10 protein-coding genes are annotated in these 12,623 nt (G+C 47.3%); 3 read left to right on the forward strand and 7 right to left on the reverse strand.

Annotation, left to right across the window (positions count from 1 at the left end; all coding sequences use genetic code 11):
• Window positions 1-3: 3 nt before the first annotated feature.
• Both IMCC21906_RS13195 and IMCC21906_RS13200 read right to left on the reverse strand, forming a co-directional pair.
• On the reverse strand, window positions 4-1,089 hold the full coding sequence (locus IMCC21906_RS13195) for an AI-2E family transporter (RefSeq protein WP_047012553.1): 1,086 nt from the start codon (window positions 1,087-1,089) through the stop codon (window positions 4-6).
• A 44-nt stretch (window positions 1,090-1,133) separates the two neighbouring features.
• Window positions 1,134-1,364 carry a sulfurtransferase TusA family protein gene (locus IMCC21906_RS13200; protein WP_047012554.1) on the reverse strand — a complete coding sequence of 77 codons (231 nt, stop codon included), beginning with the start codon at window positions 1,362-1,364 and terminating at the stop codon, window positions 1,134-1,136.
• A gap of 169 nt (window positions 1,365-1,533) precedes the next feature.
• On the opposite strand from IMCC21906_RS13200, the gene IMCC21906_RS13205 reads away from it, so the two are divergent.
• A complete protein-coding gene (locus IMCC21906_RS13205; RefSeq protein WP_047012555.1) occupies window positions 1,534-2,988 on the forward strand; it encodes a M48 family metalloprotease in 1,455 nt (484 codons plus the stop codon).
• A gap of 72 nt (window positions 2,989-3,060) precedes the next feature.
• Here the strand turns inward: IMCC21906_RS13205 and IMCC21906_RS13210 are convergent, their stop codons facing one another.
• The 5 genes from IMCC21906_RS13210 to IMCC21906_RS13230 all read right to left on the reverse strand — a co-directional run bounded on the left by IMCC21906_RS13210 (window position 3,061) and on the right by IMCC21906_RS13230 (window position 9,600).
• A complete protein-coding gene (locus IMCC21906_RS13210) occupies window positions 3,061-3,798 on the reverse strand; it encodes a TetR/AcrR family transcriptional regulator (RefSeq protein ID WP_052763534.1) in 738 nt (245 codons plus the stop codon).
• Window positions 3,799-3,953: 155 nt separating this feature from the next.
• Window positions 3,954-5,255: a cytochrome P450 gene (locus IMCC21906_RS13215; RefSeq protein WP_047012556.1), complete on the reverse strand. Its 1,302-nt coding sequence runs from the start codon at window positions 5,253-5,255 to the stop codon at window positions 3,954-3,956.
• 25 nt (window positions 5,256-5,280) lie between these two features.
• Window positions 5,281-6,774: an aldehyde dehydrogenase gene (locus tag IMCC21906_RS13220; protein WP_047012557.1), complete on the reverse strand. Its 1,494-nt coding sequence runs from the start codon at window positions 6,772-6,774 to the stop codon at window positions 5,281-5,283.
• Between the two features lie 62 nt (window positions 6,775-6,836).
• Window positions 6,837-7,211 (reverse strand): EthD domain-containing protein, encoded by a 375-nt coding sequence (locus IMCC21906_RS13225; RefSeq protein ID WP_047012558.1) that lies wholly within the window; start codon window positions 7,209-7,211, stop codon window positions 6,837-6,839.
• A 106-nt stretch (window positions 7,212-7,317) separates the two neighbouring features.
• The gene (locus IMCC21906_RS13230) at window positions 7,318-9,600 is read right to left on the reverse strand and encodes a TonB-dependent receptor (RefSeq protein ID WP_052763535.1); all 2,283 of its coding nucleotides are present in this window, start codon (window positions 9,598-9,600) and stop codon (window positions 7,318-7,320) included.
• A 328-nt stretch (window positions 9,601-9,928) separates the two neighbouring features.
• On the opposite strand from IMCC21906_RS13230, the gene IMCC21906_RS13235 reads away from it, so the two are divergent.
• Complete coding sequence (locus IMCC21906_RS13235; protein ID WP_047012559.1) at window positions 9,929-10,411, forward strand: nuclear transport factor 2 family protein; 483 nt, start codon at window positions 9,929-9,931, stop codon at window positions 10,409-10,411.
• An 18-nt stretch (window positions 10,412-10,429) separates the two neighbouring features.
• Window positions 10,430-12,622, forward strand: a complete 2,193-nt coding sequence (locus IMCC21906_RS13240; protein WP_052763536.1) for a PQQ-dependent dehydrogenase, methanol/ethanol family — start codon at window positions 10,430-10,432, stop codon at window positions 12,620-12,622.
• The last annotated feature ends 1 nt before the right edge of the window (window position 12,623 follow it).

A 12,623-nucleotide genomic window follows, 5' to 3' on the forward strand; every position in this document is an offset into this window, starting at 1 on the left:
ACGTTAATCATGGCTAGTTTCCGCTGTCGACACATCGGGTAGGCGGTCGCGTGTCGGCCAGGCGTAGAGAATAGCTTTGACCAGCGTCGCCAAGGGAATAGCAAAAAACACGCCCCATAAGCCCCATAAACCGCCAAACACCAGCACCGCGACAATAATCGCCACAGGATGCATATTAACGGCTTCAGAAAACAACAGGGGTACTAACACGTTGCCGTCTAGGGCTTGAATCACTCCGTAGACAATCGCAAGGGTAAGAAATTCCCCTCCCCAGCCCCACTGTAAATACCCCACCAGCAACACCGGAATGGTGACTACGGCAGCGCCGATATACGGAATAACCACGGATAAGCCCACCAACAGCCCTAACAAAGCCGGATAGTTCAGCCCCATAACCACAAAACTGACATATGAGACGCTGCCAACAATGACAATCTCGATTGCTTTGCCCCTGACGTAGTTGGCCACCTGGACATTCATCTCATTCCAGATAACCGTCAACAACGGCCTCCGGTCAGGAAGAAACCCAGACAACCAATTCAAAATTGTGCGTTTATCTTTTAAGAAAAAGAACACCAATATAGGGATAAGGATAATATTAATCAGCAGCCCCACCACATTGGGCAGCTGCGCAATGGAAAATGACAGCAAATACTGCCCCGCCGACCCCATTTTAGTGGTAATGACCCCCATCCACTCCTTAATTTGCGCCTCTGTAAAAAGCTCAGAGCGTTCGGGCAACACCAACAAGGCCTGCTGCAACTTACGCATCATTGCTGGCGCCTCTTGAAAGAGGTTGGTGGACTGCTGCCAGACCAAGGGCAACAGCAGCGTTAACACGCCAAAAAACACCACCAAAAACACCCCATACGCCACAGCAAGAGCCAACCAGTGACTGGCCCCCATCCTGACGAGTCGCGCAATGAGTCCCTGAATCATAAACGCCAGCACAACACTGGCAATTAGCGGCACCAACACATTACCCAATACAAACATGAGTAAAAAGCTGCCCACCAAAATCAGCAGCAGAACAACGGTTTCTTCCTCCGCAAACAGGCGATCAAACCATGAACGAAAGGTTGCTAACATTGAAACTCCTTTACAGCCAGCACAACATCACATAGACGGGGCAGCTACTTCTTTTGTATCAAATATCGAAAAACGCCATGCTCCAGCTCACTTAGCAACAAAACGTTGCCACTTTGCCGTGCAAACGCATCAAAGTCCCGCTGCGATCCGGCATCGGTGGCCAAAATCTCCAAAACCTGCCCAGACAGCAATTTATTCAGTGCTTGTTTGGCTTTTAGTAACGGCATAGGGCAATCTAAGCCCTGCGCGTCCAGTTGCTGATCCACATGCTGCATGATGTACCTAAACACAATCAATAAATAAAAATGCCTAAACGGCGCCCAGTATAGCTCGCTACCGGCAACAGCAAACAGGCACTTATAGCGAATAATTATGTCGAACAGTCAGTGCTCTAGTATGATCAGCTAGATCGTATAAAAGAGTGAAACCGCTTAAGGGTTAATCGTGTTGAAACGTTTTTTGTGTATTGTTGCTTTGCTTATCACGAGCAGCACGCTGGTTATAACAAGCAGTTCTCTGGCCAGTGCCAACGATGAACTGGCGCTGCCTGACCTTGGCGATGTAACGGCCTCCCGCTACTCCACCCAACAGGAGTACAAACTGGGCCGTACTTGGCTGAAAATCTTCCGCAGCCAAGCAGAAACCATAAACGATCCTTTGGCCCAGGACTATATCGAATCGCTACTGTACAAGCTTGCCGCCAATAGCGAGCTAAAAGATCGCCGCTTAGAAACGGTTTTAGTGGACAACCCTACCATTAACGCCTTTGCCGTTCCCGGTGGTGTCATCGGTATACATAGCGGTCTATTCTTGAATACCGACAACGAAGCCCAACTGGCAGGCGTTATCGCCCACGAGATTGCCCACTTAAGCCAACGCCATTTTTCCCGCTCCCTGGACAAAGCCGCACAAAGCACGATTCCTACACTAGCGGGGATTCTTGCCGGGGTAGTATTGGCTGCCACCACCGGTACCGATGCAGGGCTTGCCGCCATCACCGCCACCCAAGCAGCCGCACTGGACAAACAGCTGCGCTTTAGCCGGGAACACGAGCAAGAAGCCGACCGGGTGGGCATGGAAACCATGACGCGCTCAGACATGGACCCCAATGGCATACCCACCATGTTTGAGAACATGAATGCCCAGTACCGGTTTCGGGGGGCGAATCCGCCCGAGTTTCTGCTCACCCACCCGCTCACAGAAAGCCGTATTAACGACAGCCGCAACCGTGCCCGGCAATATCCTCGCAAGGTCTACACCGACAACCTGAACTACCAACTCATTAAAAAGCGGATGGAAGTGCACCACAGCAGCAACAAAGCCAACCTTATTAAGCAATGGCAAAACGAGGAAGGTAGCAACGGTGAAGCCCGACGCTATGGCATCGCCTTTGCCCTCATTCAGCTGAAAAAATGGGATCAAGCCGAGGAGCAACTGCAGCCATTATTAAAGCAAGACAGCGGCCGGATCGCCTATCAACTGGCAGAAGCCGAAATACAAATGGGCAAGAAGAACTACCGCGATGCCATCATTCTACTGAAAAAACGGCTGGATATTTCTCCTCACAACCATCCCCTCACAATGATGTTAGCTGAGGCCTTACAAGAAGCCGATCGTTTCGATGAAGCAGACGCTCTACTCAGCGAACAAAGCAAGCACCGGGAGGGTGATCCGCAACTGTGGTATGACTTAGCAGAAGTCCGAGGGCTGGCAGGTAATATTCTGGGAGTTCATTTGGCCAGAAGCGAATACTTCATTCTCAACGGCCAGTTTCAACGTGCCCAATCACAATTGCGCTACGCCTATAAAGAAGCCCCAGAAAATAGTATTCAACGTAGCCGTATTCGAGAAAGACTACGAGATGTCGATGAGATGCGTGAGTTTCTAGAAACAATGTAATAATTGGCATGGCCTGTTATTCAATCTAGGTAGACGGCGTGACGGCCCAGCCCCAAAACCACAGAACAGTAATCAAATGCTGTCGTCTTGAATACCCACGGTATCTTGAATAAAAGCCAGTTCGCCTTCAATTTTTCGCATATCCACCCTTGCCCTCGCAAGCGCATCAGCAATCACCTCAGTGTTAACAGGGGGGGAGACAGCCAACCCTCTGTAAACGGTATTGGCAATATCATCCGCGACCTTTTCCAGCGGTGGTGCATCGTGATCCTTCCTGAGATACGGCCACATCTGATGCTCTATCGCCCCAAAAATAATATCCCGAACAACTGGAATAGCAATATCATTTCTAAATATACCGGTATCGATAGCATCCCTTACCACGTCAGTCGTACGTCGCGTAAAGTCACCATTTAAGGCATAGAGTTTGGTATTGGGGTAATTACTGTCTATCCGAACATTCACAAAAATAAACCGGGTAATGGCCGGTTCCTGATGAATAACCTCAAGACTATGAAAAATCACATTTCTCAAGCGAGTAAATATATCGCCTACTTTATCTAATTCCGGGTCTGCTTTAATAACTTCGAGCATACGTTGCTCAGCAATCGAAACCAGTAAATCTTGCTTAGAGGGAAAGTAACGATAAATCGACCCTTCAGATAAGCCGCAACGATCCGCCACCACCGAGGGTAAAAAGTTTTCAAATTGCACTTCTGCCAAGACCTTGCGCGCAACATGCAAAATTTCTGCTTTGCGGTCTTCCGCAGAAAGCCGGGTGGCGGGTCTCGAATTTTTATTAGCTGCCATTAATTAAAACCTTGCCGCAATCAAAAACATTAATACAGGTAGCTCTATCACAGGTACCGTTAGAGGCGTCATTATCACTTAATTAGACAAGCCAAGGCTAGAGTGCCCTACACCCTTACGCCCCTGGAGCAGAGCACACCCGCAAAAGTCTGTGTTTACCCTCCCGTATAGCGCACCGGCATTGTTTTTAAACCGCTGGTAAATGTTGCTTCTATAAACTTGGGGGTGCCCGTTAACTCGATGGAATTCAACCTAGGGATTAACTCCTGGAACAGTATCCGCATATCCAGGCGAGCAAGGTGCTGCCCCAAGCACATATGCAAGCCATTGCCAAAGGCCAAATGTTGGTTAGGTCGACGGTCAATAACAAATGCATCCGGATCAGTAAACCGATCAGGGTCCCGGTTAGCCGAAGGGTAGCAAAGCATTAAGCGGTCATTCTTGTGGATTAACTGCCCACGCAGCTCTACATCCCGCGACGCCGTCCTCATAAAATGCTTTATTGGCGTTGTCCAGCGAATCGACTCGGTCACAAACTTGTCGACCAAACCAATATCTGATTTCAACAAATCAAACTGCTCAGGATATTGAATCAAACCTAACACCCCACCCGAAGCTGCAGTAGAAGTCGTATCATGCCCCGCTGTTGCAACCGCGATGTAGTAATCAAACTCATGGGCCTCATCAATTCGCTCACCATCAACCCGATGATTGGCAATCAATGAAATAAGATCATCTTTAGGGTTCTTTTGTCGCTCAGCACTGAGCCCCCGAAAATAATCATAAAACTCCATCATCGTCGCATGCCAGGCACGGGCCACTGCGTCAGGGCCAAGATCCACCCCCTCACGGCGCTCATCAGGATCTTCCCCCGCAAACAACTCTTGCGTCAGCTTCAGCATGATAGCTTCGTCTTCACGGGGAATGCCGATCAAATCCATAATGACGCGGAGCGGATAATAAAGCGCAAAGTCTTTAACAAAGTCGCACTCGCCACCAAGCGCAAAAAACTCATCGACAGATTCTTTGGCTATTTCACGAATACGCTGTTCATAACGCTTTATCAGGTTAGGCATAAACCATTTCGCCGTAATATCGCGGTAGGTTTTATGCTCATGGGCATCCATAAAAGCCAGCGAATTCAGGCTACGGATCTTCCCATTCATCATTTTTCGCGTAAATTCATCACTCTCTCGGGTTTGCAGCAAAACATTGTGAATACCATTTTTATAGGTATCTGCATCCCGGGAAATCTCCATCACATCATCGTACTTGGTTACCAGCCAAATAGGGTCATACTCGTCTAGGTAAGCTTTCCCCAAAGGCATATTACCCCGCAACCATTTAAAAGCTGGATAAATCACATCATCGTGAGCATAAGATTTACCCGAAACCACAATCCTGGCAATGTCCTCCGGAACAACAGGCTCAACGCTCTTTAAAGTTTCACTGTTCATAAAATACTACCCTGCTAATTCAGACTTATACGACGTGCGACGGAATATCATTCAAGATAACGGTTTTATTTTCCAAATAGGCAGCAAGTCCAGCTACCCCACCTTGCCTGCCAATACCCGACTGTTTAAACCCACCAAACCCAATCATCATGTCACTGCGAAAAACATTGTGACCAACCGTTCCAGACCGTAATTGCCGAGCAACCGCGTAAGCGCGATCAATATTATTGGTAAACACCGAATTGTTTAATCCAAATACGGTATCGTTGGCCAATTCGATGGCATGCTCCTCATTCTCGGCAGGTATTACGCAGAGAACAGGGCCAAAGACCTCTTCTCTTGCAATCCGAAAATCATTGCCCACATTAGAGAACAGCGTTGGCTGAATATAAAAACCTTGATCAAGATCGGCTGGACGCTCGCCACCAAACGCAAGAGTCGCACCTTCATTTTTTGCTATTTCAATATACTCTTCAACTCGGGCAAGCTGGCGTTCGGAAACCAAAGGCCCTAACTGCGTTTCTGGATCAAAGGGGTCACCTATTTTTATATTGGCATAAACCGCCGTTAGCGCCGCCACAAATTCATCATGTCTATCTTTAGTCACAATAACCCGGGTTAGCGATGAGCAAACCTGACCACTCAAAAAACAAGAAAAGCTTCCAATAGCTTCTGCCGCTTCCTTTAAATCGTAGTCGTCGAGAATCACCGCCGCAGATTTTCCGCCCAGCTCTAGAGTGCATCGAGCTATGCGATCCGCACAAATGGCGCCAATTTTTCTGCCCGCAACATTTGAGCCCGTAAAACTGATTTTATCAACGCCAGGGTGGCGCACCAGCCGCTCCGATGCTTCCCGGTCAGCAGTCACCACATTAAGTACGCCAGCGGGTAGACCAATCGCCTCGGCAATCTCCGCCATGATATAGCCACCTCCGGGCGCCTCTGGAGAGGACTTAAGAACCACAGTGCACCCCGCCAATAATGCGGGGGCAATGGTATACGCCATAATATTAATCGGCGCATTCCAAGGAATAATAGTACCGACTACACCAACCGGCTCTTTTACCAATAGTGCAATTTCCCCCCCGCCCGGAGGATTAGGAAACGCCTCTTCAAAGGGAAAGCTCTCACTTAAATCCGCGTAATAACGGTAGACATCGGGAATCGTCGCTGAAAAAGCACCGGCAACCGCATGAACAATACCCATTTCATTTGGCCAAATATTGGCAACGTCATCAGATCGCTTAGCCAATTCATCAGCCATTGCTCGGAGATAAGATGCACGCTTGGCATGCGTCATTTGCGACCACGGCCCGCTATCAAAGGCATTGCGAGCGGCGGTAACGGCCAAGTTAATATCGTCTTCTGATGCTTCTGCAACTTGCATATAAAGCGCTTCAGTAGCCGGTGACTTAATATCAAACATTTTACCTGACAGAGGCTTAACCCAAGCTCCGTCTATAAAAAGGCAATCTGGATGCGCAAGTGGCACTTCTGCATGAGATATTTTCGTATTCATTCTTTACTCCAAGGCCGCATGTGACACAGGTTCAATACTTGTCGGCCACGCAACTCTGACTGCTAGTCGCCATCATTTATCGACAAGGCATTTACCGCGTTCATGAAAAATGTTCTACAGCGTTTAATATCAATAAAATGAAATTCATCGGGGCGAATATTATCTATGTACTGTCGCTCTTGAATAGCCAACTGCCAATGCTCTCGTGATAAAAAAGTGAGCACTGCGATACCGTCAAAATCACGAATAACATCGCCAAAAGTTTTAACACTACCCTCAATATCAGACTCTTGATGGTATTGTTTGTAGTCAACAAGATAGCGTGAAAATTCCGTATTTTTTCTAATTAAATCGGCATGAATATCACGCCAATATTCAGAAAATTTTACAGCCGACCACCCTTGCTTACGCTTAATACAGACAATCAATGAAAACATGGTACTTGCCTGTCTATAATACCAATGACTAAAATACTCAAAACCGATGTTGCATATGACTTATCACATACAACACCGGCCAGCACGGCAAATAATCAGCCTGTTATTAAAACTTCATACCCAGTGTTACACCAAATGTTCTTGGCGGCTCAACCGCACCGTATCTCGGGAAACCCGACAAGCCAACACCCAAGGTGATATTGCTGGCAATATACTCATCGGTAATATTTTTACCCCACAACGTAACGGAATAATCACCACCAGCACTTTCATAGCGAACAAGGGTATTTATTTTGGTCACACTCTCTTGCGAAATTGCCTTGTCATTAAACTCAGAGAAGTAAATGTTGTCGCTGTAAGATGCATCCAATCGTGCGGTAACTAAAGCGCCACTATCCATTGGAACCGTATAAGAGAGACCTATGCCAGCAGCATACTCCGGTGCGCCAGGCAACTGGTTGCCCGTTAAATCTTGCTCTCCTTCATCCGGAAATAATGGGTTAGTAGAACTAAAGTCTGTAAACGTTGCATCAATCCATGTGAGGTTAGCATCCAAGGCAATACGCTCTGTAAGCTGAGCCCGGGTAGCCAATTCAATACCTTTGTTTTCTGCTTCACCCGCATTCACTGTCAGCGTCGCAATTCCTATGATTTTGTTAACTTGAAGGTCAGTGTAGTCATACCAAAAACCTGCACCAGATAACTCCACACGGCCATCCATGAGACGGGATTTAAACCCTACTTCATAGGCTTGCACTTCTTCCGGATTGACAACACCATCTGGATTACTTTCTGAAGAATTATTTTGACCTACATTATAGGTACCGCTTTTAAAGCCTTCAGTCCAAGAAGCATATAGCAAGGTATCGGGTGTCACATCGTATTCAAATCCGACTTTTGGCGTTACAGAAGACCAGGTTTTATCTGCATCGGTGTTGTAAACAGGAACAAACAGCCCCGTAAACTGGCCCACATGCTCTCTGGTTTCACGGCTATACCTCAACCCTAAAGTCGCTCTAAATTTATCCGTTACAGAATACGTTGCCTGGGTAAATGCCGCTATTGCAGATATATCCATTGTTCCATCTTGAATATACTCAACAGGTGGCTCCCCTGGCTCATCAAACTGCACAAAAGGCACCAATACGTAGTTAGTAATGTCTTCTTCGTAATAATACAAACCCGCCACTACACTCAAATCTGCAGCTTCGTAGTTCAGCTGAAACTCTTGGCTAAATTGCTCATTATCTTCATGGTAATAAGTGTTAATCAAACCCGCAGAAGTATTGTCAGAGTTGGTGTCATTGACACGACTGCCTTTTCGCCAACCGGTAATAGAGCTAAATGAAAACATATCGTTGATATCATAATTCACCAACGCCGTCAGAGCAGATGCCTCTCGTGTGTTGGTATTACCACGTAAGTCCGTAGCCGCGTCAAAACTGTTACTTTCTTCAATGCCCGCAGGAATATCGCCGGTATCAGAGACCCCCTCCAAGGTATAGCCGGGGTAGGCCCCAAATGACATGGTGTAATAGTTATTGTCATTTTCAAGGTGATGCTCAGCTATTAAAGTAACATCCAGATCATCGGAGGGGAAAAACTCTAATGTTCCGCGAAACGAACGTTGATTGGCGTCATTCACAGGATGATTTTGTGCAAGGTCAGTACCGTAACCATCACGGTTCAAGGTATTGAAGGCCAAACGTCCACGAACGCTACCTTCAGTGTTGAGAGGACCAGAGACAGCGCCCGTGGTACTTAACAACTTATAGTTACCTGCCGTAATATCCACATAGCCACTGAACTCTTCAGTCGGACGCTGAGTTAACAAATTCACAGCCCCAGCCGTGGCATTTCGCCCATAAAGTGTACCTTGAGGACCTCGCACCACCTCAAGGCGGTCGACATCAAAGAAAGAGGTAATTTGAAAGCTTGGACGCCCTACAAACACACCATCAACATAAAACCCGGCGCTGGCATCACTTCCCGACGCAAAGGATTGCAGACCAATACCACGAATAAATAGCCGATTCACACCGTTGGTCATACCGCTCCTCACACCGGGAGCCACTAGATTAATATCCTCAAGAGAATCAACCTGTCGATCCTCCATAGACTGGGAATTAAGCGCTGTTAATGACAGCGGCGTGTCCATTGCACTTTCTTCTCGCTTCTGTGCAGTAACGACTATTTCTTCTAAAACAAGTTTCTTCTCAGGTTCAGCGGCATTGGCGCTATGTGCAGATAATGCCGCTGCAGCCATAAGCAAGCATCCACCGTATCCAAGCTTGGGTTTATGACGCTGAAACTTCGCTGACACAGAAACTTCTTGAACCAATCCCTTGGAAATACTGTTGCTGGAATAGTACTCATAATTGATTTTCATTGACTGCTTACACTCCGTCACAAATTATTTTTTTGTAATGACTACACTTTATTTTGATTATCTATTAGGCCACCAAGCTTTGATTTCGATGCAGATACCTAGGAAGCCATTTCATGCTAGTAAGCTCAACTCATTATGTCAACATTATTTTTGCGCATCACATGTATTAAAACAAATTAAATGAGCTATACTTACTTGCATAAATCGGCGTCCTCACCGCTTACCAACACCGGTAAGCGGTATCGTGATCGACCGAAGAAAATCTATAAAAACCAAATAAATACAATAACTTAAACAAAATAACGTTTTATCAACAAAGGACGAAACCATGAATAAAAACCACGACTCAACCACCACAACAATCCACACCCGCAATCCAGTCGCGCTGCAAAACATTGAAATCATTAAGGAATTCTTTTCACTTTACTTAAAAGACAAGGCTCGGTTTTACACGCTCTGGGTAGACGACATCCCTAGCGTTCTGACACCTTTTGTGAGTGATGATGTTGCGGTGTGTAAAATTGGTGTCCACTCCGGCTGGGACGCTGTCAAAGCCTTCTGGGACCCAATATTTGATGAAATGACGGGTTCTTTTGAGTGGACAATTGATGACTTTATTGTCGGGGAAGACCCCAATACGATTGTCACTAAAGCCCAGAGTGCAATTGATGTGCAAACTGGCGACACATGGGGAAACAAGCACCTTCGATACAATGGTCGCTATGTGCAAATATTTCGCTTTAGAGACGGTAAAGTAGAATCATTTGAAGAATACTATGACACCGCATTGCTCAACGCTCAATATTCATAAATAAGGGGCTTGAGTGCAATGTCTTTACAAATAACAAGTCGACTTGCTGGATTGACTAGCACGCTGATAAAAAAGAGCTTACTCACCGCCCTTTTTGCTGGCAGTCTCATTGCAGCAACCACCTCCGTTGCCGATGAGAGTGACACTGCCAATGTTAAAACACGGCTAGCCCAAGCAGATAATGAGCCCCAGAACTGGTTGAGCCACGGTCGTAATTACAGTGAGACCCGCTACAGCCCCCTTAAGCAAATTAATACTGAAACCATTAACGATTTGGGCTTAGCCTGGTCCTACGATTTAGATACCAGCCGGGGGCAAGAATCGACGCCCCTTGCCATAGATGGCGTTCTGTACACCACCAGTGCCTGGTCAAAGGTCCAAGCCTTTAATGCCACAACGGGGGAACTACTCTGGCAATACGATCCAGAAGTGCCCGGCGAAGCGGCCGCAAAAGGCTGTTGCGATGTTGTTAATCGAGGGGCGGCATATTGGGATGGTCACATTTATGTTGGCGCCTTTGATGGACGCTTAATTGCTCTAGATGCAAAAACGGGTGAACAACTCTGGTCAACAATGACCGTCGACCCCGACTTGAATTACACCATTACAGGCGCGCCCCGAGTTGTTAAAGGCAACGTTATTATTGGTAATGGTGGCGCCGAATTTGGTGTCCGGGGCTACATCAGTGCTTACGACGCTAAGACCGGCGAGCAAGTATGGCGTTTTTACACCGTCCCCGGTAAGCCAGGCGTTAAAGACAACGCGGCGTCCGATCCCATTTTAGAAAAGCTTGCCCAAGCTACTTGGAGCGGCAAGTGGTGGTCTAAAGAAGGCGGTTACGGCGGCGGAACGGTTTGGGACTCTATGGCCTACGATGCCGAGCTTGACCTTCTGTATGTTGGCGTTGGCAATGGCTCATTTTGGAACCGGGCCATTCGCTCCCCCGGCGGAGGAGACAACCTGTTTATCTCCTCTATTCTCGCTTTAAAGCCGGATACCGGTGAGTACGTTTGGCATTTTCAACAAGTCCCCGGCGAGGAGTGGGACTACACCGCTACCCAGCACATGATATTGACCGACCTAAAAATCAAAGGTCAAGTTCGGCAGGTCTTGATGCAAGCCCCCAAAAACGGATTTTTTTATGTTTTGGATAGAAAAACAGGTGAATTCATATCCGCAGAACCCTATACCCCCCTTAACTGGGCAACGGGTGTCGATCCAAAAACAGGGCGACCGAACATAAAGCCCCAAGCCAGATATTCAAAAACAGGTAAGCCTTGGCTGGCCCTGCCAAGCTCCCTCGGCGGCCATAACTGGCAACCCATGGCCTATAATCCCGTAACACAACTCGTGTATATCCCCACCCTAGAAGTACCGGGTTTATATAAAACAGATCCCGAATTTAAACCCATGGCCAAAGGCATGAATCTCAGTATTGATCTTGCCCCCTTTACCCCTCCTACAGACAAAAAAGACATTGCCAAAATTAAAAAAAGCCTAAAAGGGAGGCTGATCGCATGGAATCCGGTTACCCAAAAAGAAGTATGGCGAGTCACACACAGCGGTCCCTGGAATGGCGGCGTCCTTGCCACAGCGGGGGGATTAGTATTTCAAGGTGATGGCGATGGTTTTTTAAGCGCCTATCACGCCACTACCGGCCAAAAGCTATGGACATTTGATGCTCAGTCCAGCATTCAAGCGCCACCCATTTCTTACGCCGTTAATGGTAGGCAGTACATCTCCATCGTTGTGGGTTATGGCGGCAGCATGCCAATGAATGCCGGAGAATTACTCGCTAATAGCACCTACCCTAAAAGCAATAAAAGTCGCGTGCTCACTTTTCAAATCGGCGCAAGTAACCAGCTTCCAGAGAAAGTGCCTGTAGTAAAACCCAAGCTGACACCCCCAGCCCAAGTTGGTGATGCCGATGCCATCGCTCGGGGAAAACGCTACTACCATGCCGTTTGCACTTTTTGCCACGGTGGCGGCGCGGCGGGAAGCGGCCTTCTGCAAGACTTGCGCTACAGTGGTTTTTTAGCCAGCAAAGAAGCGTGGAAAGAGGTGGTTTATAACGGAGTTTTAAGTTCAATCGGGATGGTGTCCTTTAAAGAAAACTTTACCGCCGACCAAGTTGAAGATATTCGAGCTTATGTCATCCACCGCGCCATTCACGAGGCGCAGTACCAAGAAACAACACAGGAGATAAAATAAC

The sequence above is a fragment of the Spongiibacter sp. IMCC21906 genome, from assembly GCF_001010805.1.
In the GTDB taxonomy this organism is placed as follows: Bacteria; Pseudomonadota; Gammaproteobacteria; order Pseudomonadales; family Spongiibacteraceae; genus Spongiibacter.

Bases quoted from the DNA above. Each gene is read 5' to 3' on its own strand.
- IMCC21906_RS13210 (WP_052763534.1), bottom strand. From the start codon at position 3,798: ATGGCAGCTAATAAAAATTCGAGACCCGCCACCCGGCTTTCTGCGGAA.
- IMCC21906_RS13240 (WP_052763536.1), top strand. From the start codon at position 10,430: ATGTCTTTACAAATAACAAGTCGACTTGCTGGATTGACTAGCACGCTG.
- IMCC21906_RS13230 (WP_052763535.1), bottom strand. From the start codon at position 9,600: ATGAAAATCAATTATGAGTACTATTCCAGCAACAGTATTTCCAAGGGA.
- IMCC21906_RS13235 (WP_047012559.1), top strand. From the start codon at position 9,929: ATGAATAAAAACCACGACTCAACCACCACAACAATCCACACCCGCAAT.
- IMCC21906_RS13215 (WP_047012556.1), bottom strand. From the start codon at position 5,255: ATGAACAGTGAAACTTTAAAGAGCGTTGAGCCTGTTGTTCCGGAGGAC.
- IMCC21906_RS13220 (WP_047012557.1), bottom strand. From the start codon at position 6,774: ATGAATACGAAAATATCTCATGCAGAAGTGCCACTTGCGCATCCAGAT.
- IMCC21906_RS13225 (WP_047012558.1), bottom strand. From the start codon at position 7,211: ATGTTTTCATTGATTGTCTGTATTAAGCGTAAGCAAGGGTGGTCGGCT.
- IMCC21906_RS13195 (WP_047012553.1), bottom strand. From the start codon at position 1,089: ATGTTAGCAACCTTTCGTTCATGGTTTGATCGCCTGTTTGCGGAGGAA.
- IMCC21906_RS13200 (WP_047012554.1), bottom strand. From the start codon at position 1,364: ATGCAGCATGTGGATCAGCAACTGGACGCGCAGGGCTTAGATTGCCCT.